Origin of the sequence: Agromyces italicus DSM 16388, from assembly GCF_000421545.1 — a bacterium.
GTDB classification, from domain to species: Bacteria; Actinomycetota; Actinomycetes; order Actinomycetales; family Microbacteriaceae; genus Agromyces; species Agromyces italicus.
Genome location: NZ_ATXF01000009.1, coordinates 128,591 through 148,553, shown reverse-complemented (window position 1 = coordinate 148,553; position 19,963 = coordinate 128,591). Strand labels below are relative to the sequence as shown.

General features: G+C 71.4%; 22 protein-coding genes. 14 read left to right on the top strand and 8 right to left on the bottom strand.

The genetic code is table 11. The features are described 5' to 3' along the window. Positions 1 to 17: 17 nt before the first annotated feature. Both H516_RS0114400 and H516_RS0114395 read right to left on the bottom strand, forming a co-directional pair. Entirely contained in the window at positions 18 to 593 is a 576-nt protein-coding gene (locus H516_RS0114400) for a GNAT family N-acetyltransferase (RefSeq protein WP_022890411.1), read from the bottom strand. 53 nt (positions 594 to 646) lie between these two features. Next, a complete protein-coding gene (locus H516_RS0114395) occupies positions 647 to 2,638 on the bottom strand; it encodes a cell wall-binding repeat-containing protein (RefSeq protein WP_084620717.1) in 1,992 nt (663 codons plus the stop codon). A 187-nt stretch (positions 2,639 to 2,825) separates the two neighbouring features. On the opposite strand from H516_RS0114395, the gene H516_RS0114390 reads away from it, so the two are divergent. Beyond that, entirely contained in the window at positions 2,826 to 3,698 is an 873-nt protein-coding gene (locus tag H516_RS0114390) for a bile acid:sodium symporter family protein (protein WP_026378821.1), read from the top strand. 19 nt (positions 3,699 to 3,717) lie between these two features. Here the strand turns inward: H516_RS0114390 and H516_RS20340 are convergent, their stop codons facing one another. Continuing rightward, the gene (locus H516_RS20340; protein ID WP_022890408.1) at positions 3,718 to 4,329 is read right to left on the bottom strand and encodes a TetR/AcrR family transcriptional regulator; all 612 of its coding nucleotides are present in this window, start codon (positions 4,327 to 4,329) and stop codon (positions 3,718 to 3,720) included. A 106-nt stretch (positions 4,330 to 4,435) separates the two neighbouring features. On the opposite strand from H516_RS20340, the gene H516_RS0114380 reads away from it, so the two are divergent. Beyond that, positions 4,436 to 5,806, top strand: a complete 1,371-nt coding sequence (locus tag H516_RS0114380; RefSeq protein WP_022890407.1) for an NAD(P)/FAD-dependent oxidoreductase — start codon at positions 4,436 to 4,438, stop codon at positions 5,804 to 5,806. A 62-nt stretch (positions 5,807 to 5,868) separates the two neighbouring features. Then, positions 5,869 to 6,243, top strand: a complete 375-nt coding sequence (locus H516_RS0114375; RefSeq protein WP_022890406.1) for a cupin domain-containing protein — start codon at positions 5,869 to 5,871, stop codon at positions 6,241 to 6,243. Between the two features lie 15 nt (positions 6,244 to 6,258). Here the strand turns inward: H516_RS0114375 and H516_RS0114370 are convergent, their stop codons facing one another. Then, positions 6,259 to 7,005 (bottom strand): SDR family NAD(P)-dependent oxidoreductase, encoded by a 747-nt coding sequence (locus H516_RS0114370; protein WP_026378820.1) that lies wholly within the window; start codon positions 7,003 to 7,005, stop codon positions 6,259 to 6,261. Positions 7,006 to 7,022: 17 nt separating this feature from the next. Further along, on the bottom strand, positions 7,023 to 7,706 hold the full coding sequence (locus H516_RS22440; protein WP_022890404.1) for a TetR/AcrR family transcriptional regulator: 684 nt from the start codon (positions 7,704 to 7,706) through the stop codon (positions 7,023 to 7,025). Positions 7,707 to 7,807: 101 nt separating this feature from the next. Between H516_RS22440 and H516_RS0114360 the strand changes: the two genes are divergently transcribed. From H516_RS0114360 to H516_RS0114340, 5 genes are all read left to right on the top strand, one after another. Beyond that, a complete protein-coding gene (locus H516_RS0114360) occupies positions 7,808 to 8,296 on the top strand; it encodes a GNAT family N-acetyltransferase (RefSeq protein ID WP_022890403.1) in 489 nt (162 codons plus the stop codon). A 224-nt stretch (positions 8,297 to 8,520) separates the two neighbouring features. Further along, entirely contained in the window at positions 8,521 to 9,021 is a 501-nt protein-coding gene (locus H516_RS0114355; protein WP_022890402.1) for an FBP domain-containing protein, read from the top strand. A 303-nt stretch (positions 9,022 to 9,324) separates the two neighbouring features. Next, positions 9,325 to 10,212, top strand: a complete 888-nt coding sequence (locus H516_RS0114350) for a LysR family transcriptional regulator (protein WP_022890401.1) — start codon at positions 9,325 to 9,327, stop codon at positions 10,210 to 10,212. Positions 10,213 to 10,322: 110 nt separating this feature from the next. Further along, positions 10,323 to 10,805, top strand: a complete 483-nt coding sequence (locus tag H516_RS0114345) for an SRPBCC family protein (protein WP_051138849.1) — start codon at positions 10,323 to 10,325, stop codon at positions 10,803 to 10,805. Beyond that, a complete protein-coding gene (locus H516_RS0114340; RefSeq protein ID WP_022890399.1) occupies positions 10,802 to 11,119 on the top strand; it encodes an ArsR/SmtB family transcription factor in 318 nt (105 codons plus the stop codon). The genes H516_RS0114345 and H516_RS0114340 overlap by 4 nt, the downstream gene beginning before the upstream one ends. Here the strand turns inward: H516_RS0114340 and H516_RS0114335 are convergent. Next, the gene (locus H516_RS0114335) at positions 11,094 to 12,365 is read right to left on the bottom strand and encodes a glycosyltransferase (protein WP_022890398.1); all 1,272 of its coding nucleotides are present in this window, start codon (positions 12,363 to 12,365) and stop codon (positions 11,094 to 11,096) included. The genes H516_RS0114340 and H516_RS0114335 overlap by 26 nt on opposite strands. A gap of 211 nt (positions 12,366 to 12,576) precedes the next feature. Between H516_RS0114335 and H516_RS0114330 the strand changes: the two genes are divergently transcribed. From H516_RS0114330 to H516_RS0114315, 4 genes are read left to right on the top strand one after another with little or no spacing between them, the layout of a single operon-like run. Further along, complete coding sequence (locus H516_RS0114330; protein WP_022890397.1) at positions 12,577 to 13,494, top strand: ABC transporter ATP-binding protein; 918 nt, start codon at positions 12,577 to 12,579, stop codon at positions 13,492 to 13,494. A gap of 53 nt (positions 13,495 to 13,547) precedes the next feature. Continuing rightward, the gene (locus H516_RS0114325; protein WP_022890396.1) at positions 13,548 to 14,255 is read left to right on the top strand and encodes an ABC transporter permease; all 708 of its coding nucleotides are present in this window, start codon (positions 13,548 to 13,550) and stop codon (positions 14,253 to 14,255) included. A gap of 5 nt (positions 14,256 to 14,260) precedes the next feature. Continuing rightward, a complete protein-coding gene (locus H516_RS20330; RefSeq protein ID WP_022890395.1) occupies positions 14,261 to 15,526 on the top strand; it encodes a sensor histidine kinase in 1,266 nt (421 codons plus the stop codon). Continuing rightward, entirely contained in the window at positions 15,519 to 16,148 is a 630-nt protein-coding gene (locus tag H516_RS0114315) for a response regulator transcription factor (protein WP_022890394.1), read from the top strand. Before H516_RS20330 ends, H516_RS0114315 begins: the two co-directional genes overlap by 8 nt. Before the next feature lie 59 nt (positions 16,149 to 16,207). On the opposite strand, the gene H516_RS0114310 is transcribed toward H516_RS0114315, so the two are convergent. Further along, positions 16,208 to 16,669 carry a hypothetical protein gene (locus H516_RS0114310; protein ID WP_157432274.1) on the bottom strand — a complete coding sequence of 154 codons (462 nt, stop codon included), beginning with the start codon at positions 16,667 to 16,669 and terminating at the stop codon, positions 16,208 to 16,210. A 102-nt stretch (positions 16,670 to 16,771) separates the two neighbouring features. On the opposite strand from H516_RS0114310, the gene H516_RS21425 reads away from it, so the two are divergent. Beyond that, positions 16,772 to 17,845, top strand: a complete 1,074-nt coding sequence (locus H516_RS21425; RefSeq protein ID WP_022890392.1) for a winged helix DNA-binding domain-containing protein — start codon at positions 16,772 to 16,774, stop codon at positions 17,843 to 17,845. Between the two features lie 72 nt (positions 17,846 to 17,917). Here the strand turns inward: H516_RS21425 and H516_RS20320 are convergent, their stop codons facing one another. Further along, positions 17,918 to 18,829, bottom strand: coding sequence for a LysR substrate-binding domain-containing protein (locus H516_RS20320; protein WP_084620715.1), 912 nt, complete (start codon positions 18,827 to 18,829; stop codon positions 17,918 to 17,920). 101 nt (positions 18,830 to 18,930) lie between these two features. On the opposite strand from H516_RS20320, the gene H516_RS0114295 reads away from it, so the two are divergent. Next, the gene (locus tag H516_RS0114295; RefSeq protein WP_026378816.1) at positions 18,931 to 19,959 is read left to right on the top strand and encodes an MBL fold metallo-hydrolase; all 1,029 of its coding nucleotides are present in this window, start codon (positions 18,931 to 18,933) and stop codon (positions 19,957 to 19,959) included. Positions 19,960 to 19,963 lie beyond the last annotated feature (4 nt).

Sequence of the window (19,963 nt, the reverse complement as noted above, 5' to 3'; positions counted from 1 at the left end):
TCGCTGGAGACGTCGTCTCAGCTGAGGTCGAGCCGCATCAGCACCCGCGGAAAGCGGTTGAGCACCGACTCGGTGTCGGCGACCTTCGTGAAGCCGCCATGCTCGAACAGGCTCCGCGTGCCCACGTACGCCATCGTGAGGTCGACCTTCGCGCCCCCGTTGTCGACCGGGTAGCCCTCGATCGCCGGGGCGCCGCCCGCTCGCGCGAACTCGACCGCGCCCGCGAGCAGGTGGTGCACGATCCCCTCGCCGCGATGGCCGGGCCGCACACGGAAGCACCAGACCGACCACACGTCGAGCTCGTCGACGTGGGGGATCTTGCGGTTCGTCGCGAAGGCGGTGTCGGCACGCGGATGCACCGCCGCCCAGCCCACCGGTTCGTCGCCGTCGTAGGCGAGCACGCCCGGCGGGGGAGCCTGCGCGCACAGCTCCCGCACGCGTTCGCCGCGAGCGGGCCCGACGAGCGCGAGATTCTCCTTCGAGGAGCGCAGCCGGTAGCTCAGGCAGAAGCACACGTTCGACGTCGGCTTCTTCGGCCCGATCACCGCGGCCGCGTCGTCGAACACCGTCGCCGGCCGTACTTCGATCGCCATGCGCCCAGCCTGCCATCGACCGCCGGGAGCTGCCATCGGTCAGCGGCAACGGGTCACCCCGCCGGCAGCATCCACTCGTCCTGTGCCCGCTCGAAGCTCTGCGCAGCGTCGGCGGGTGCCCAGTCGTCGCGGAGCCGCGCCGCCCATGTGGAGAATCGGTCGTCACCGGTGAGGCGCGACAACGTGTCGAGCTGCCAGGAGTGGATGACGTGATAGGTCTTGTGCTGCCAGCGCGAGTTCTGGCAGTACGCGGCCTGCACGCAGTAGTACGAGACGCCACCTGGCACGCGAACGGCCGGCATCATCCGTGCGAGCACCGTCGTCGCGCCGCCGTCGAGGTAGGCGCCCACCTTCGGGTCGCCGCCGCGGTGCCGCCAGTAGTCGTAGAGCCCGAACATCGCGAAGATCTGCCCGTTGAGCACCGTGAGCGGCACCTGATCGCCCGCGTACTCCTCGAAGTACAGGTGATCGTCGATCACGAGACTCGACCAGGGGGCGGTCGACGAGTAGCGCTGGGTGAAGCTCGTCCACGTCTTGTCGGCGGCCGTCTCCCAGCGGGTTTCGCCGGTCGCCTCAGCGAGCCTGACGAAGAGGGAGAGCGCCTGTCCCTGCGCCATCGCCGAATACCAGGGGGATGACAGGGTCCGCTCGTAGTACGTCCATGGGAATCGGTAGGGGTACCACCAGGCCTCGCCGCGCTCGACCCTGATCGCGATGAGCTGCCGGCCGTGGCGGATCGCCCGGTCGAGCCAGATCTGGTCGCCGGTCCGCTCGTATTCGAGCATCGCCGAGATGCCGTACTGCGCATATGCGACGGGATGGTCGGCGCGCTTCCGGTTGTCGATGCGCAGGTAGACGAGCAGCCCGGTCGAGTCGAGCGTGATCGAATCGCTCCGGACGTCGACGGGAGGCCGATCCGAGTACGGGGCGGGCGCGTCTGCGTCGAAGTCCCACGACGACACGGCCCAATCGGCCAGGGGCTCGCTCGTCGTCGGAATGACGCAGCGCACGTTCTCGGCCGCGGCTCGGGAGACGACGGCGGTGCCGCCGAGCACGGCACGCCTCGTCGCGCCGACCGAGAGGATGCCGTCGTTCACGGCCGGCGGGACGCAGCTGCGCCAGGTCAGGTCGAGGGGTGCGCCGAGCCGGCCGGCGAGTGCCGCCGCCGCCAGCGCATCGGGGAAATCGGCTCCGGTGGCGAGGAAGCTCGTCGCCGAGGAGCCGGGGCGGAAGTAGGCGCGGTTGATCAGGGCGGCCGTCTCGTAGCGGTCGGTCCCGCCGTAGCGGGTGACGGCGTACCCGGCAGACGTCAACTGCGACTGGATGCCGCTGCTCACCACGCTCGCTCCTCCGGTGATCGTCACCGACCGTACGCCGAGGCGGCGGAGGGTTGCGACGGTGGGGGCGCCGACGCGCGGGGACCTGCCGTCGACGAGGAGGACGGGGGCGCGACGCGAGCCCGCTGCGCCGGTCGCGGCGAGCGCATCGGGGAAGGTGCGGCCGGTCGCGATGACCGCGTGATCAGCGCTCGTGAAACTCGCATCGACGATCGCCTGCGCCGTCGAATAGCGTTCGGCCCCCGCGAGCCGCTTCGTCGGCGCGATTCTGCGCAACGCCGTCTCGACGCCCGTGGACACGACCGCCGTCCCGCCGGCGATGTAGATGCGGGCCGGCTTCAGGCGCTGGAGTTCGAGGCGCACGGTGTCGGGCAGCCGGGTCGGAGTCGTGAGGAGGAGCGGACCGCCCGCTGCGGCTGCGCCGCTCGCCGCGGCGAGGGCGTCGGGGAAGTCGGCTCCGGTGGCGACGAAGACGGCGGGCACGCCGGGTGAGTACCGCTCGGCGACCGCGACGGCGGTCGCATAGCGGTCGACGCCGCTCAGACGCGTGACGCCGTCGGGGAAGTCCGCCGTCGCGGGCGCGGCGGCCGCGGCCATGACGCTCGTCGGTGCGGCCGTGGCGTTCGCGGTGTCGACCGGAGCGGTCACCGCCAGCGGCAGCAGCGCTCCGAACGCCGCGAGCATCGCGATACGAACTCTCGCCGACATCGTGCTCCCTCCGGCGCGTCGCGACGGCGCACTCGCCTCGACTCTAACCGAGACGAATCACCGGCGGATTCGCGCCACCGGGGCTGCACCGCGCACGCCGCGGAGCGCCCCGGAAGTCGCGGGTGACAGCGGGCTGTCCCGTCCACGAGACTGTCTCCCACCGTCATCACGAAGGAGTGATCATCACATGGGTCCTTTGACCACGATCGGGCTGCCCGTCGCGCTCGGCATCATCATGTTCGGCCTCGGACTCTCGCTCACCCCGCGAGACTTCACCCGCGTCGCGAAGGAGCCGCGGGCGGTGCTCGTCGCGCTCGGCTGCCAGCTCGTTCTGCTGCCGCTCATCTGCTTCGGGCTCGTGCTCCTGTTCCGCCTGCCGCCGGTGCTCGCGGTGGGCATGATGCTGCTCGCGGCATCCCCCGGCGGCACGACCGCCAATCTCTACAGCCATCTCTTCCGCGGCGACGTCGCACTGAACATCTCACTCACCGCGGTGAACTCGGTGCTCGCCGTGTTCACACTGCCGCTCATCACGAATCTCGCGATCGCGTACTTCCTGCCGGGCGACGACGGCCTCGGGCTGCAGTTCGCGAAGACGATCGAGGTGTTCGCCATCGTGCTCGGCCCGGTCGTGCTCGGCATGCTCGTGCGCTGGTGGAAGCCGGCGTTCGCCGACCGCATGGACAAGCCGGTGCGCATCGCCTCGGTGATCATCCTCGTCATCGTCATCGCGGGCGCCATCGCGACCAACCTCGAACTGCTCCTCGCGAACGCCGGCACGCTCGCGCTCATCACCGTGCTCTTCTGCGTGCTGAGCCTCGCCGTCGGGTTCGCGGTGCCGCGCCTGCTCCGCGTCGGGCGTGCGCAGTCGGTCGCGAGTTCCTTCGAGATCGGCATCCACAACGCGACGCTCGCGATCGTCATCGCGCAGACCGTCATCGGCAGCGTGGAGATGAGCCTGCCCGCCGCGGTCTACGGCGTGCTGATGTTCTTCGTGGCGCTCGGGTTCGGGTTCCTCATCCGCGAGCGGAAGCCAGCTGAGGTCGCAGCGCCCGCCTGAGGTCTGCGGGGCGGGCGGGTCAGTGCACCGCTTCGCCGTCGAAGACGAGTGCCCGCAGCAGCACTTCGAGCGAGCGCTGCACGCGCTCGTCGGTCCAGGCGTCGGGGTCTTCGACCGCCTTCACCTCGGAGCCGCGGCAGTACAGGTAGAGGATGTCGGCGATGTGCGCGGCGGCGACCCGATCGACCGGCTCGCCGCCGGCCACGATGTGCTCGGCGCCCGCGAGGAACTTGGCGTACGTGGCATCCGTCACGCCCCTGACGACCTCGTAGGCGCGGCGGTTGGCGCCGCGCACGTCGGCGATGACCTCGATCCAGAGGCTGCGCAGCACGTTCTCCTCGGGGGAGGAGGTGCACATCCACCGGGCGAGCGCGGCGAGGCGCTCGACGCCGACCAGGTCGCCGAGATGGGCGGCGCGCTCCTCGTCCCACTGGGCGCGGGCGTGCTCGAGCGCGTTCGCCATGAGGTGCGCACGTGAGGGCACGAAGTTCGTGATGTACGCGGTGGAGCGGTCGAGTCTCGCGGCCACCGCGCGGATCGTCACGGCACGCGTGCCCGACTCGCGGGCGATCTCGATCGTCGCTCGGGCGAGATCGGCGAGACGTTCGTCCTGGTCGACTTCGATCGGCACGGCGGCTCCCCTCTCTCGTCGGTTGACAGCCTGCCACGGCGGGCGCTAGGTTTCAAAACACTGTTTTATCACGCTCGGCCCAGGCCGCGACGAAGAGGGTTTCCGCATGACCGCGAACGGCGGCGTCTCGTATTGGTGGCAGCGCCTCGGCCTGCCCGCCCAGCGCCCCGCGCTCGGCGGCGATCTCGACGTCGACGTCGCGATCGTCGGCGCCGGCTACACCGGCCTCTGGGCGGCGTACTACCTGAAGCGCGAGCAGCCCGACCTCCGCATCGCGGTGCTCGAGCGCAGCTTCGCCGGGTACGGCGCCTCGGGTCGCAATGGCGGATGGCTCACCAACTCGGTCACCGGCGGGCGCGCGCAATACGTGCAGCAGCACGGGCGCGACGCCGCCATCGCCCAGCAGCGCGCCCTCAACGACACCGTCGACGAGGTCATCGCCGCAGCCGCGGCCGAGGGCATCGAGGCCGACATCCACAAGGGCGGCGAGCTCGACATCGCGCTGAACCCCGCCCAGCTCGCGCGTCTGAAGGCCGCCGCCGCCGACGAGCAGGCATGGCCGGCGACCGACGTCGAGCTGCTCGGCGCCCGCGAGAGCTCCGCCCGGGTCAACGTGGCCGGCACCCTCGGCGGCCTCTGGCACCCGCACTGCGCCCGCGTCGACCCCGCGAAGCTCGTCAAGGGCCTCGCCGAAGCGGTCGAACGACTCGGGGTCGCGATCTACGAGGGCACCGCCGTCACCGAGATCCGGCCGGGCGAGGCCCGCACCGAGCACGGCACCGTGCGGGCGAGCCACGTGCTGCGCGCCACCGAGGGATTCACGCCCGACCTGAAGGGCCTGCACCGCACCTGGCTGCCGATGAACTCCTCGCTCATCGTGACCGAGCCGCTCGCTCCCGCGGTGTGGGACGAGATCGGCTGGAACGGCCGCGACGCCCTCGGGGACTTCGCGCACGTCTACATGTACGCGCAGCGCACCGCCGACGACCGCATCGCGTTCGGAGGCCGCGGCGTGCCCTACCGCTACGGCTCGCACGTCGACCGCGACGGCGAGACCCGGCAGCGCACCATCGAGGGGCTCGGTGCCCTGCTCGCACGGTTCTTCCCGAGCGCCGCGGATGCCTCGATCGAGCACGCCTGGTCGGGGGTGCTCGGCGTGCCGCGCGACTGGGCCGCGACCGTCGGCCACGACCCCGCGACGGGCCTCGGCTGGGCGGGCGGCTACGTGGGCACGGGAGTCACCGCGACGAACCTCGCCGGGCGAACGCTGCGCGACCTCGTGCTCGGCCGCGACACCGAGCTCACCCGGCTGCCCTGGGTCGGCCATCGCGCCCGCAGGTGGGAGGTCGAGCCGCTGCGCTGGCTCGCCGTACAGGCGATCTACACGGCGTACCACGCCGCCGATCGAGGCGAGCAGCGCGGCCGGGCGACGACCTCGCCCATCGCCCGCCTCGCCGACCTCGTCGCGGGGCGCTGAGGCGTCGTGACACCTTTCCTGCAGAGGCAGTTGCGCGGGCACGAAGCACCGATGAGGAACCGATGACCGACCGGCCAGACACCGTGTCGACCGTCGCGGGGCTCGCCCCGCTCGCGCGCGACCTCGGCCCCGCCGCCCCGAAGCCCACCGCCCTGACCGACGGCGTGCTCGAGGCATCCGGTTCGCTGTGGGAGGTGCCGGGCCTCGACGTCGGGTATTGGGAGTGCTCACCGGGCCGGTTCTCCGCGACCCGTGAGGGCTACACCGAAGTGTGTCAGTTCCTCTCGGGTCGCGTGACGATCGAGGTCGACGGCGAAGAACCCGTGACGTTCGGCGCCGGCGACACGCTGATCACCCCGAGCGGCTGGCGCGGTGTGTGGCACGTGCACGAGGCCGTGCGCAAGCTCTTCGTGATCATCGACGACGTGCGCGCCTGAGGTCGGTCGACGGCCCTACGGCATCATGATGGAGCCGCCGTCGGTCATGAGCGTCTGGCCGGTGATGTACTTGGCGTCGTCGCTCGCGAGGAACGCGACGGCCGGGGCGATGTCGGTCTCGGGATCGCCGAGCCGGCCGAGCGGCACGCCGCCGACGACCTCTTGGAATTCGGCCGGGAACGCTTCGCCCCACGCCTTGATGCCGGGGGTGAGCGCCACGGGCGAGACGAGGTTCACCCGCACGCCGTCGGCGGCCCACTCGTTCGCGGCGACCCGGGTGATCGCGCGGATCGCCTCTTTCGCGGCGGCATAGGTCACCTGGTTGGGCAGGCCCTTGATGCCCGCGCCCGAGGCGAAGTTCACGATCGCGCCCTTCGTCTTCACGAGTTCGGGGTGGGCTGCGCGCATGAGGTGGAACGTGGCGTACATGCCGGAGCCGAGCGAGAGGTCCCACATCTCCTGGGTCGTCTCCAGGATCGGGGCCTGCTTCGAGGCGTGGGCGTTGTTCACCAGGATGTCGAGCCTGCCGAACGCGTCGACCGCCGAGGCGATGATCGTCGGCGCGTTCTCGGCCCTCGAGATGTCGGACTGCAGGTAGCGCACCGCGTCGCCGAGGCCGGCCACGAGCTCGTCGCCCTGCTGCTGGTCGACGATGTCGACGATGACGACCTTCGCGCCCTCCGCGAGGAAGTGGCGCACGATGCCCTGGCCGATGCCGCCGGCTCCGCCGGTCACGATGGCGACCTTGTTCTCGAGACGCATGATGGTGTCCTTTCGGTTCATGCCCCGGCGTCGCGGTGCGGCGTGCGGGGCGGGGTGAGGCTCTCCTCGATGCCGTCGAGGAAGGGGGTCAAGGTCGCACGCAGGATGTCGCGCCCGCGCGCGGCGTCGAACGGGCGGGCGCGGAAGCGAGCGGCATCGGCGATGGCGTCGGCTGCGTCGGCGTCGTCGACGGCCGCGTCACGCGGCGCGAGTCGATCGAGCGTGAAGTCGATGCCGCGGGGGAGCGGGGGCAGCGTCAGGCACGCGACGCCGATCACGATGGCGGTCGCGCCGACGAGCAGGTCGCCCGCGGTGTCGGCGTCGACGCCCGCATCGCCGAGCCGGGCGAGCAGCGTGCCGGTCTGTTCGGCGCTCGCCAGGTCGAGCATGCGGGTCGGGCTGACGACGACCCCGAGCAGCCAGGGATGCTGTTCGAACGAGTCCCAGACGCGCTCGGCGAGGTGTTCGAGGCTTTCGCGCCATGCGGCGTCGGCGGGTGGCAGAAGTGCACGAGAGCTCGCGGTGCGGGCCGCCATTCGCAGGACGAGGTCGTCGCGGTCGGCGACGTGACGGTAGAGCGCCATGCCGGAGACGCCGAGCTCGGTGCCGACTCGACGCATCGAGACGGCGCCGAGTCCGTCGCGGTCGGCGATCGAGACGGCGGCATCGGTGATCGCGTCGGCGTCGATGGTCGTGCGCACGGTTGGCCCACCTCCTCGGTGCTCATGCTTACGCTGTAAACATCATCAGTCTACACCTCGCGCCGTACGCCACGGGGCCGCCGTCGTGAGAGCGTTGGCGGGTGAGCCTCACCACGATCGCGACCCCCCGCTCCTCGTACACCCTGCGCCGGGCCCGCCGCGACGACGTCGATGCCGTCGTCGCGCTCATGGCGGCCGATGGACTTCGCGCGGCTGAGTTCGCGTTCGACGACGAGACGCGCGCCGGCTACCGGCGTGCGTTCGACGCGATCGACGCGGATGCCGCGCAGCTGCTCGTGGCGGTCGAAGCCGCCGACGGACGGATCGTCGGGACGATGCAGCTCACCTTCATTCCTGGCCTCTCGCGCGGGGGCGCGATGCGGATGCAGATCGAGGCCGTGCGCGTCGCCGAAGACCTCCGCGGTGGCGGCGTGGGTTCGGCGATGATCGAGTGGGCGGTCGAGCACGCGCGGTTGCACGGCGCACGCCTCGTGCAGTTGACCTCGGATGCGCGCCGCGACGACGCGCATCGCTTCTACGAGCGGCTCGACTTCGAGGCATCCCATGTGGGGTTCAAGCGGTACCTGTGAGCGGGCGGCGGCGCGTAGACTGCCCGATTGTGAATCGAGCTGAGATGCCCGCCGTCGTGCGCGGGCGTGAGGGGGTCGCGGGCGCTTCGTGCGCCGCGATGAGGTGACCCCGCCCCGGGTCGTGGCAGTCCATGCCGCGACCGCGGTCGGTCGCGCCTGCGACCGGTCACCCCCACGTCAGCGTGCCGCCCGTCTCGGCGGCGAACAGAACAGGTTCAGATTCCGTGCTCCCCATCACCGACGCGCAGATCCGCGCCTCGCTCATCAATGCCAGCGTGCGCGAGCGCGCCGCCCTCACCCTGCCGGCCGACTTCGCCCCGCTCGACTGGGATCGCTGCGACTTCCTCGGCTGGCGCGACCGCAAGCTGCCGAACGTCGCCTACGTCGTGGCCCCGATCGGCGGCGAACTCGTCGGCGTCATGCTGAGGCGCGCCGAGGGTCGACTGCGCTCGCGGCCGCAGTGCTCGTGGTGCAAGGACGTGCACCTGCCGAACGACGTGCTCTTCTTCGTGGCGCGCCGCGCCGGCGCCACCGGCCGGAAGGGCGACACCGTCGGCACGCTCGTGTGCGCCGACTTCCAATGCTCGGTGAATGCGCGCAGGCGCCCACCCGTCGCGTACCTCGGCTTCGACGTCGAGGCCGCTCGCGACCGCCGCGTCGCGTCGCTGCGCGAGCACGTGATCGGCTTCATCCGCGAAGTCGCCGGGGAGCCGCTCGGCGGCTGAGCGACGCAGCCGGGGTGCGATGCTGCGACGGGCGTCCTCGAGCCACCCGTCGATGACCAGCCGGAGGTTCGACGGGTTCGCCGCGATCATGCACAGGGTACGGCGTAGTCGGGCCATACGGACGGTGCGGCCGTGCGGAGTCCAGACGGTCATGCTGCGCCGCGGTCGTCGCATGGTCGTTTCCCTTCCTCGTCATCGGGCGGAACTGTGCCCGTCTTCAGAGTGACGCCGACAGGATTCCCAGATCAACGGGTGAATCGTATTCGTTGCGATAACCTGTGGGTTATCGCTGGAGGTGCGCTGATGGAGTTGCGCGACATCGAGATCTTCCTGGTTCTCGCCGAGGAGTTGCATTTCGGCCGCACGGCTGAGCGGCTGCACGTGTCGCAGGCGCGGGTGAGCCAGGCGATCCTCGGCCAGGAGCGGCAGATCGGCGGCCGACTGTTCGACCGGAGCAGTCGTCGCGTCGAGCTGACCCCGCTCGGCTCGGTACTGCGAGACGACCTCGCGGCCGGCCACGGTGCGATCCTCGCCGGTGTCGCGAAGGCGAAGGCGGCCGCCCGGGGCGTCGTCGGGACGCTGCGCCTGGGGGTCATGGGCAACGACGGCGCGATGTTCCTCGATCGCATCGAGGAGTTCCGGAGACGCCATCCGGGCTCGGTCGTGGAGACCCACGAGATCCACTTCAGCGATGCGCTCGGGCCGCTGCGACGCCGCGAGGTCGACGCCGTCGTGATCTGGCGGCCCGTACAGGAGTCCGACCTCGCTGAAGGCCCCGTCGTCTTCAGCGCGGGTCGCGTCCTCATGGTGTGGTCGGGACATCCGCTCGCCGACCGCGACTCGGTGTCGCTCGAGGATCTGGCCGTGCACGCGCACGTCGATCCGGGGTCGCTGCCCGAGCACTGGATCGAGGCGATGCTGCCGAGCCGCACGCCGAGTGGTCGCGCGATCCCGCGAACGGGGCCGCGGCCGGCGACGTTCCACGAGTTGCTCACGCTCGTCGCGGCGCGTCGCTGCGTGTCGCCGGCCGGGGCCCACGCGGCGTACTACGCGGCCATGCCCGGCGTCGAGTTCGTTCCGATCGCCGATGCGCCCCCGCTCGACTGGGTGCTCGTGTGGCGATCCGGGGCCGACGAGCCGGCCGTGCGGGCGTTCGCCGCTCTGTGCCGCGAATTCGAACCGCGCGCATGAAACGCAACCGGATGGTTGCATTTCCATCGATCTTCTGCAACTATTGAGTTGCAGGTGATCGAGTGATCGCCGAGACATCCACTGCTGCATTCGCCGGAAGGAGCGCGATCATGGTGAGCATGACCCGCAACGAAGCATCCGTCATCGATGAAGGGGCCTTCACGGTGCGACGCACGATCCGCATCGCCGCCCCCGTCGCCAAGGTGTGGCGCGCCGTCACCGAGCCCGAGCACATCTCCCGCTGGTTCGGTCGGACCGTGCTCGACGGCGCCGGAGCCGGCGCAACCGGCACGATGAGCTTCGAGGGGTACGGGGTCATCCCGCTGCGCGTCGAGGCGATCGACGCCCCGCGCACGGTCTCGTACCGCTGGGGCAACGACGACGCGGCCCGCCGCGCGGGCGGCGCGATCGACGAGGCGACCACGACCGTCTTCACCTTCACCCTCGACGAGCTCGACGGCGGCACCGAACTCACCGTCGTCGAGACCGGGTTCGACCGAACGAGCGACCCGGCCGCGAACATGGCCGATCACGCCGAGGGGTGGGTCGAAGAACTCGACAAGCTCGTCGCCCTGCTCGAGGGCGGCGTATGAGCAGTGCGGCGCTGGTTCCCGTGTTCGCCGCCCTGGGCGACGAGACGCGGTGGAGCATCCTCGCGGCGCTCGGCGAGGGGGATGCCTCGGCGTCGGCCCTCGCCGAACGCCTCCCGGTGACCCGGCAGGCCATCGCCAAGCACCTCGCGGTGCTCGCCGAGGTCGGCCTCGTCGAACCGGTGCGGGTCGGCCGAGAGGTGCGCTACCGCGTGCTCGGCGCCGAACTCAGCGCGACCGCCGCGAGGCTCGACGCCGTCGGTCGCGACTGGGAGCGCCGCCTGGCCGCGATCAAGGAGATCGCGGAGGGGCTGTGACGGGAGCGAGCTGCTCGAGTTCGGCGAGCAGGGCGTTCGCCGCGACATCCCGGTTGATCGCCTCGCCGAGCCGGGCCGCGGCCGCCCGGTACCGCTCGTGGCCCAGCACCTTCTCGATCGCGGCGGCGATCTCGTCGGCGGGCGCCCGACGCGGCACAGTGACCCCGGCGCCCCGCTTCACGATGCGGGCGGCGTTGTCGGCCTGATCGCGTCCATGGTGGAGCACGACGAGCGGAAGCCCCGCAGCGAGCGCCTTCATCACCGTGCCGTGGCCGCCGTGCGTCACGACGAGGCTCGCCCGGCGCATCGCCTCGCGATGGGGGGCGGATGCCACGACGACGGTGTTGACGGGCGCGTCGATGAGCTCGGGCGGAATCGACGGCCCGGTCGTCAGGTACCCCCGCACCGGCAGGGTTCCGAGTGCGTCGGCGATGCGCTGCAGGCAGTCGGCGTGATTCTGGAAGGTCGATGAGAGCGCGACGAGCACGAGCGGGGCGTCGCCGGGGGGCGGGTCGAAACGCTCGGCGACGGCCCAGGCGGGGTCGTCGAGCACCGGGCCGACGAAGCGCACGTTCGGAGGGAACTCGCCGTCGAACTCGAACTCGGCGGTCGTGAGCACGAGTTCGCGCCGCGCCCGGTGCACCTGATCCCAGACGTGCACGATCGGGTCGAGACCGTGCCGCACCCGCACGGCGTTCAGCGGATCCATGGTGTACCGATCGAGCAGTCTCGTGGTGGCCGCGGCCGCCATGCGATCGCGCATCGCGCCGAGCGGACCGCGCATCGGCCGCATGCCGGCGCCTCCCGGAGGGCGACCCGGCACCGGGGCGATGTAGACGTTCGGCATCAGCACGTCGAACGGCACCGCGCGCGCCTCGGCGGCGATCATCGCCCCGAGCGTGAAGAACGTCGTGACGATGAGATCGGGGCGCCCGCCGTCGATGGCGGCGAGCGTGTCGGCCGCGTGACCGGCGGCCGGACCCGACAGGTAGTGCTCCGACATGCTCTTCGCGAGCTCGAGCGGGTTCTTGATCGCCCAGTCGCGGAACTCGGTGCTCGGCCGGGCGCCCCAGGTGCGCACCGCGGCGCCCGTCGCGCGGCTCGCGCCCGCCATCGACTCGTCGACGAGCGCGGTGACGCGGTGGCCGCGCTCGACGAGCCGGCGCACCACTCCGAGTTCGGCGGGCACCGTGCCGCCGCCGTCGGCGAGCGCGACGAGATAGTGGTGCGACTGCGGGCCGCTCATGTGGGCAGCGTAGGTGCGGCGTCGACGCGGAGCATCCGTGCTGGCGCGGAGATGAACGCTCGCTCGGCAGGCTCGGGGGACGAGCGTCGCAGCGCGGCTGCGACGTCCGCCGGTGATCCACCGTTCGGTTGATTCGCGGATCCACCGCGCCGCGCCCGACGATGACCGCACGGCCGATGGACGGGGGCCTCGTGTTCGCGAGGCTGGAGCCATGCCAGTCATCGACGTCACCGACCTCAGCAAGCACTACGCCGGCCGCACCGTGCTCGACGGAATCACCTTCTCCGTCGAGGAGGGCGAGATCTTCGGCATCCTCGGCCCGAACGGCACCGGCAAGACCACGACGGTGGAGATCATCGAGGGCCTCCGACGCGCCGACCGCGGCAGTGTGCGGGTGCTCGGCCTCGACCCGGTCGAGGACGGCCGCGCGCTCCGCGAGGTCATCGGCGTGCAGCTGCAGCACACGCAGCTGCCCGACAACCTCAAGGTGTGGGAGGCGCTCGACCTCTACGCCTCGTTCTACGCCGATCCGCGCGACTGGCGCGAGCTTCTCGACGAATGGGGGCTCGCCGAGCAGCGCAACACGCGCTTCGCCAAGCTCTCGGGCGGGCAGAAGCAGCGGCTGATCATCGCGCTCGCGCTCGTCGGCAACCCCCGCGTGGCCTTTCTCGACGAGCTGACGACCGGCCTCGACCCGCAGGCGCGGCGCGCGACGTGGGAGCTCATCAAGCAGATCCGCGACACGGGCGTGACCGTCGTGCTCGTCAGTCACTTCATGGACGAGGTCGAGGAGCTGTGCGACCGGGTGGCGGTGTTCAGTGGGGGGCGCATCGCCGCGATCGATTCGCCGGCCGGCCTCATCGCCGGCGTCGACGCCGAACACGCGATGCACTTCACGGTGGTCGCGGATGCCTCGGAGGAACTGTTCTCGGCGCTGCGCGAGCTCGCCGGGGTGTCGGCGGTGACCGTCGACGGCGCGCAGGTGACCGTCACCGGCCGCGGAGACTTCGCGACCGCCGTGACCGCGGTGCTCGCCCGCAAGCACGTCCTCGCCGCCGATCTGCGCATCGACCGGCGCACGCTCGACGACGCGTTCGTCGCGCTGACCGGGCGCGCGTTCGAACGCTGATCCGCGGGCCGCATTCCGCCCGACCGAGACCGACCACCAAGCAGGAGATTCCCATGGCCACCGCGACCGCCAAGCTCACCGTCGTCGAATCGAAGCTGCTCCTCCGCGAGCCCGGTTCGCTGTTCACCTTCCTCATCCCGCTGTTCATCCTGATCGTGTTCGGCAGTTCGATCGGGCCCGGCGACACCACGCTCGTGCCGATGACCCTGGCCATCGCGATCGGCCTGGTCGGCCTCTACCTGATGCCGACCGCGCTCGCGACCTACCGCGAGAAGGGCATCCTGCGCCGGCTGTCGACCACGCCGCTGCGCCCGCGAAACCTCCTCGTCGTGCAGTTGCTGCTGCAGTTCGTGCTCGCGCTCGTCAGCTGCGGTGCGCTGCTGGCCGTGGCATCCCTCGCCCTGCGGGCCGCAATGCCGGCGAACCTCATCGGCTTCACCGCCGTCTTCGTGCTCGGCACCGCCTCGATGTTCGCGGTCGGGCTGCTGATCGCGGCCGTGGCCCCGAGCGGTCGGGCCGCGAACGGCATCGGGGTGCTGCTGTACTTCCCGATGGCGTTCCTGGCCGGCCTCATCCAGCCCGCGGGGCAGATGCCCGCTATCGTGGTGCAGATCGGGGAGTTCACCCCGCTCGGCGCCTTCCGCAAGTCCCTCGAGGACGTCTGGACCGGCGGTGCCGCAGACCCGGTGCTGTTGGGCGTCATGGCCGCGTACGCGATCGTGGTCAGCCTCGCGGCGGCGAAGTTCTTCCGCTGGGAGTGATGGGAATGACGGCCTCGGACGAACTCCTCGACCGACGTGAACGTCAGCTCGAGCGCGGCATGGCCGTCGTGCCCTATCTGCTGCTCGTGGTCTCGACGACGCTCTCGCTGCTCACGGGCGATCACAGCGCGACCGACCGGCTCGTCATCGTCGCGCTCGCCGCGCTCGCCGCGGCGTGGATGTGGGCGCTCGGACGGCGCGCGACGCTCGGCCCGCTGTACGTCACCGGGCTCGTCGTCGTGATCGCGGCACTGTGCAGCCGCGACGTGTGGTTCGCGAGCTTCTTCGCATTCGTCGGCTACCTGCACTCCTGGCACCGGCTCCACGGAATCTGGCGGTTCGTCGGCGTCACGGCGACGGCCGCGGTCAGCATCACCGCCTTCCTCGGCGGGCTGCCCGAACCGACGCCCGTCGCGATCCTGACCTATCTGTTCTTCATCGGCGCGCTCGTGGCGTTGGTCTCGTTGTTCAGCGTCGTCGGCGACGTCACCAGTGAGCGCAGCGCCGAGCGCAAGCAGATGGTGACGCGTCTCGAGGAGACGATCCGAGAGAACGCCGGCCTGCAGGCGCAGCTGCTCGTGCAGGCTCGCGAGGCCGGGGTGCTCGACGAGCGGCAGCGGCTGGCGAGGGAGATCCACGACACCATCGCGCAGGGCCTCGCGGGCATCGTCACGCAGCTCCAGGCCGCCGAACGCCCCGAGATCCCCGAGCACGAACGACGCCGGCACCTCGATGCCGCGACGCGGCTCGCCCGCGAGAGCCTGGCCGAGGCGCGGAGGTCGGTGCACGCGCTCGGGCCCGAACAGCTCGAGTCGGCCCGGTTGCCCGATGCGATCGCCGAGGTCGCCGACGCCTGGGGCGAACGCCACGGGGTTCGGGTCGGCTTCACCGCGACGGGCACGGTGCGGCCGTTGCATCCCGAGGTCGAGGTGACCCTGCTGCGCATCGCCCAGGAGGCGCTCGCCAACGCGGGAAAGCACGCCGGTGCGAGCCGGGTTGGACTCACCCTGTCGTACATGGACGACACGGTCGCCCTCGACGTCCGCGACGACGGAGCCGGGTTCGACGCGGCGCGCGCCACGGCGTCGGGCGGCTTCGGCCTCACCTCGATGCGCCAGCGGGCGAACCGGCTCTCGGGCACGCTCGAGGTCGAGTCCGAGCCGGGTGGCGGCACCGCGATCTCTGCGACGGTTCCCGCCGTTCCCGCGCGAGACGCCGACGCCGTCGCTTCCGCCGATCCCGCCCCTTCCGAAGAGGACCCGCATGCCTGAGACCCCGATCCGACTGCTCATCACCGACGACCACCCCATCGTCAGGGACGGCCTGCGCGGGATGTTCACGGGCGACGCCCGCTTCGACGTGGTCGGCGAGGCCGGCGACGGCGCCGAGGCGGTCGAGCTGGCCCGCGCGCTCGATCCCGACGTCATCCTGATGGACCTGCGGATGCCGAGATCCGACGGCGTGACCGCGATCCGGCGGCTCGGGGAGCTCGGGGTTCGCGCACGAGTGCTCGTGCTCACGACGTATGACACCGACAGCGAGGTGCTGCCGGCGATCGAGGCGGGTGCCACCGGCTACCTGCTGAAGGATGCCCCGAGCGAGGTGCTCATGGGAGCGGTCGTCTCGGCCGCCCGCGGCGAGGCAGTGCTCGCGCCGTCGGTCGCGATGCGGTTGATGGGGCGCGTTCGCGGCCCCGAGGTGGTCTTGAGCGAACGTGAGCTGGAGGTGCTGCGGCTGGTCGCCGCGGGCAACACGAACCGCGAATCCGCCGCGGAGCTGTTCATCAGCGAGGCGACGGTGAAGACGCACGTGCTGCACATCTTCGAGAAGCTCGGCGTCAACGACCGGGCGGCCGCGGTCGCGGTCGGGTTCCAGCGCGGGCTGTTGAGCTGAGCGACGCCGGTCGGGTGTTCGTCAGCCCTCGCGCTCGAGACCAGGTGACGATCGGCTCGTCAGCCCGCCGTGTCGAAGTCGCTCGTCACCGAACCGAACGGGAAGGGGAACCAGAGGCTGCCGCCGTGGTCGAGCACCTGCTGCACCGGCAGCAGCCAGAACCAGACGAGGCTGATGACGACCGAGCCGAGCGCGATCGCGATGATGACGATGCCGGTGCGATCGAGTGCGCGCAGCGCCGCAGGCGCATCGGTGCGTCGGGTCGCGGCCCCGAGGCCGGCCAGCAGTGCGATCGCCATCGCAGCCACGACGATCCCGCTCGGACCGAGCGTGTACGTTTCGCACTGCGCGGTGGATAGGCCGCCCGTCGGCGTCGGGCACGCGGTGCGGTTCGCGTTCGTGAGCATCCCGTAGACGATCGCGGCGAACGCGCCGCTCAGCATCAGCCCCCGGACTCGCAGGAGCAGTGTCACCCAGGCTGCGGGGGTGGCCGTCCGCACTGATGCAGCGGTGTCCGTCATCATGCCTCCGGTTCGTCCGGACCATGCTGTCGCGCCGGTGGAGTGAGGGCAAGCGCCGCGTGGGACGGGCGCCGTGACGGCAGCCCGTCCTACGCTCGAGAGATGATCACCGATCGCGACATCGCCCGGTGGCGGCTGCGGTCGCAGTCGCTCGCTGCGCCCCTCGACGATGCCGAGCAGGTCGTGCGGTCGCTGCTCGCGGTGCAGGCCGAGAACCCCTCGCAGTCGGCGTGGGCCGTCGCGACCCGCACGTCGTCGTCCGAGGCGGCCGACCTCGCCGTCGCCCTCGCGAGCGGCCGGGTGATCCGCACCCACGTGCTGCGGCCGACCTGGCACTACGTGCACGCCGACGACGTGCGCCGGCTCGTCGAACTCACCGCGCCCCGCGTGCTGCCGGTGTTCGAGCAGCAGTTGCGGCCGATCGCCGGCCGCATGACGGCGATCACCGACACGATCGAGGAGGTGCTCGGCGAGGCATCCGACCGCACCCGTTCCGAACTCGGGGCGGCGCTCGCCGGACGCGGGACGGAGCTCACGGGGCAGCAGCTCATGCTGGTCGTCGGCAGGCTCGAGATGCTCGGGCTCGTGTGCAGCGGCGCGCCGCGCGACGGCGAGCACACATACGCGCCCATGGACGCACGCGTGCCGGCCGGGCGCCCGTTCGACCGCGACGAGGCGCTCGCCGAGCTCGCGCTGCGCTATTGCACGGGGCACGGGCCGGCGACCGAGCGCGACCTCGCGTACTGGGCGACGCTCACCGTGACCGACGCCCGGCGCGGCATCGCCGCGGTCGCCGACCGGCTCGAGTCGTTCGAGCACGACGGGCGCACCTTCTGGCACGCGCCAGGTGGGCCGCCCTCGCAGGCCGAGGCGCCGGAGCCCGCCGGCCACCTGCTTCAGCTGCTCGACGAGATGTACCGCGGGTATCAGGACTCGCGCTGGGTCATCGATTCAGAGGGCGTCGTGCCGCGCGAGCGTGAGACGGCGATCGGGGTGGCTCTCGTCGATGCGCAGCTCGTCGCCGCGATGAAGCGCACGGTCACCGCGAAGGCGGTCACGTTCTCGCTGCGCCCGCACCGTGCGCTCGCCGCGCACGAGCGGCAGGCGATCGACGATGCGGCGGCGCGCTACGCCGCCTTCCTCGGGCTCGAACCGCGTGTGGTGTTCGACGCCTGAGTCGCCGGGCTCGGCGCAGCAGTCTCGCCATCTCGGCCGGGCCCGAGAGCTGCGTCGGTCGAGGCGGCTCGCTCAGCCCAGCGCCTCCTGCAGCTCGGGCTCGGCGAGCAGCGCGACGAGCGCGTCGAGTCGGGCGGTGCGGCGCTGGCCGTGTGTCAGCGCGAGCACCACGTCGTTCGGCTTCACCGCGTCGCGCACCCGCACGTACGCGACGTGCCGCCCGTCGAAGCTCTGCGTGCCGCGCGGCCGGCCGCTGAACACCGAGTAGCCGAGCCCGCGCGCGACCATCGCCCGCACGGTCTCGGGGTTCGTGAACGCCCACCCTGCGCGCGGCACGATGCCGGCCTCCTCGATGAGCGCCTCGATGACCCCGCGCGAACCGGCGGCCTGCACGAGGATGAGCCGCTCGTCGGCGAGCTCGGCGAGGGCGACGTCGTCGGCGCCGGCGAGCGGGTGCGCCTCGGGCAGCACCGCGTAGGGCGCGAGCGAACGGATGGTGCGTGCATCGAATCCGGGCGAGAGCTGCCGGCGGTACAGCAGTGCGGCGTCGGCGGCGCCGGTGCGCACCAGGTCTTGCACCTCGCTCGCGAGACCGTCGGCGAGGTCGAGCTCGACCCGCGGGTGCCGATCGCTGAACGCGGCCGCGAGCGACGGCAGCAGCCGTGGCGACAGCGCGACGGTGCACGCGATGCGCAGGGGCCCGGCCACCTCGTCGTGCTCGGCGCCGGCGAGCTGGACGAGCTCGGTCGCGTCATCCAGGATGCGGCGGGCGACCGGCAGCATGCGCTCGCCGCTGCGGGTCAGCACGACCCCCTTCGCCGGGCGCCGCACCAGCAGCTGCAGGCCGAGCGAGCGCTCGAGTTCGCCGAGCGCAGTCGACACGGCCGCCTGCGAGGCCGAGCAGCGCTCGGCGGCGGCACTCACCGTGCCGGCGTCTGCGGCCGCGACGAAGTACTCGAGCTGACGCAGCGTCACGCCATTCATCGATCCTCCTTATGAAGTACATCCAGAACATCTGCTGTACAGAACATTACGCGCGACGGACGATGGATGGCATCACGCGCACCGCCGAAGGAGTCACACGCATGAGCGACCACCGCATCGTCACCCTTGGAACCGCGGGCGGGCCCCGATGGTGGACCCCGCTCGACGCCCACTCGCGATTCGGCATCTCGACCGCGGTCGCCGTCGGCGACCGCGTGTACCTCGTCGATGCCGGGCTCGGCGCCGGGCGCCAGTTCGCCCGCGCGGGCTTCACGATGGACCGGCTCGGCGGTGTGTTCCTCACCCACCTGCACTCCGACCACACGACCGACCTGCTGAACCTCGCCCTGTTCGGCATGTTCGGGCTCACGGGCGACGAGCCGCGGATTCCGATCATCGGCCCCGGCGATCGCGGGGCACTGCCGCCGGTCTCGGCGCGCGCGACCGTGCCGCCCCGACCCGTCGCCCCGCAGCTGCCGACGCCGGGCACCGCCGACATGTTCCGCCTGCTCATGGAGTCGCAGGCGACGGATCTCAACGACCGCGTGCTCGACGCGCTGCGCCCCTCGCCGACCGAGCTGTTCGAGGCGCGTGACATCGTGATCCCCGGCGGGCTCGGCTACCACCCGAACGACGCACCCACCCCCGACATGGCACCGTTCACCGTCTTCGAAGACGACCGCGTCAGGGTCGACGCCGTGCTCGTGCAGCACCCGCCGATCGCGCCCGCGTTCGGGTTCCGCTTCACGAGCGATGAGGGCTCGGTCGCGATCTCGGGCGACACGGCGAAGTGCGACAACATGGTGCGCCTCGCCGAGGGCGTCGACCTGCTGCTGCACGAGGCCATCAGCTTCGACTGGGTGGCCTCGACCTACGGCGGGCGCGACGACGAGACATCCCGCGCCTCGATCGATCATCACCGCAGGTCGCACACCAGCGTCGAGGAGGCGATCGCCGTCGCCCACGAGGCCGGTGCCGCTCGCCTCGCCCTGCATCACCTCGTTCCCGGGCACCTGCCCACCGAGAGCTGGCTGCGCGCCGTCGCCGTCGCCGGCGCAGAGCTCGAGGTCGTCGTGCCCGCCGACCTCGAAACCGTGTCGTTCGCCCGTCAGCGAGCGCTCGCGTTCTGAAACT

What these genes read in the sequence shown, in the direction of transcription:
- H516_RS0114400 (WP_022890411.1), bottom strand. Translation starts at nt 593, where the DNA reads ATGGCGATCGAAGTACGGCCGGCGACGGTGTTCGACGACGCGGCCGCG.
- H516_RS0114395 (WP_084620717.1), bottom strand. Translation starts at nt 2,638, where the DNA reads ATGTCGGCGAGAGTTCGTATCGCGATGCTCGCGGCGTTCGGAGCGCTG.
- H516_RS0114390 (WP_026378821.1), top strand. Translation starts at nt 2,826, where the DNA reads ATGGGTCCTTTGACCACGATCGGGCTGCCCGTCGCGCTCGGCATCATC.
- H516_RS0114380 (WP_022890407.1), top strand. Translation starts at nt 4,436, where the DNA reads ATGACCGCGAACGGCGGCGTCTCGTATTGGTGGCAGCGCCTCGGCCTG.
- H516_RS0114375 (WP_022890406.1), top strand. Translation starts at nt 5,869, where the DNA reads ATGACCGACCGGCCAGACACCGTGTCGACCGTCGCGGGGCTCGCCCCG.
- H516_RS0114370 (WP_026378820.1), bottom strand. Translation starts at nt 7,005, where the DNA reads ATGCGTCTCGAGAACAAGGTCGCCATCGTGACCGGCGGAGCCGGCGGC.
- H516_RS0114350 (WP_022890401.1), top strand. Translation starts at nt 9,325, where the DNA reads ATGGAGTTGCGCGACATCGAGATCTTCCTGGTTCTCGCCGAGGAGTTG.
- H516_RS0114345 (WP_051138849.1), top strand. Translation starts at nt 10,323, where the DNA reads ATGGTGAGCATGACCCGCAACGAAGCATCCGTCATCGATGAAGGGGCC.
- H516_RS0114340 (WP_022890399.1), top strand. Translation starts at nt 10,802, where the DNA reads ATGAGCAGTGCGGCGCTGGTTCCCGTGTTCGCCGCCCTGGGCGACGAG.
- H516_RS0114335 (WP_022890398.1), bottom strand. Translation starts at nt 12,365, where the DNA reads ATGAGCGGCCCGCAGTCGCACCACTATCTCGTCGCGCTCGCCGACGGC.
- H516_RS0114330 (WP_022890397.1), top strand. Translation starts at nt 12,577, where the DNA reads ATGCCAGTCATCGACGTCACCGACCTCAGCAAGCACTACGCCGGCCGC.
- H516_RS0114325 (WP_022890396.1), top strand. Translation starts at nt 13,548, where the DNA reads ATGGCCACCGCGACCGCCAAGCTCACCGTCGTCGAATCGAAGCTGCTC.
- H516_RS20330 (WP_022890395.1), top strand. Translation starts at nt 14,261, where the DNA reads ATGACGGCCTCGGACGAACTCCTCGACCGACGTGAACGTCAGCTCGAG.
- H516_RS0114315 (WP_022890394.1), top strand. Translation starts at nt 15,519, where the DNA reads ATGCCTGAGACCCCGATCCGACTGCTCATCACCGACGACCACCCCATC.
- H516_RS0114310 (WP_157432274.1), bottom strand. Translation starts at nt 16,669, where the DNA reads ATGACGGACACCGCTGCATCAGTGCGGACGGCCACCCCCGCAGCCTGG.
- H516_RS21425 (WP_022890392.1), top strand. Translation starts at nt 16,772, where the DNA reads ATGATCACCGATCGCGACATCGCCCGGTGGCGGCTGCGGTCGCAGTCG.
- H516_RS20320 (WP_084620715.1), bottom strand. Translation starts at nt 18,829, where the DNA reads ATGAATGGCGTGACGCTGCGTCAGCTCGAGTACTTCGTCGCGGCCGCA.
- H516_RS0114295 (WP_026378816.1), top strand. Translation starts at nt 18,931, where the DNA reads ATGAGCGACCACCGCATCGTCACCCTTGGAACCGCGGGCGGGCCCCGA.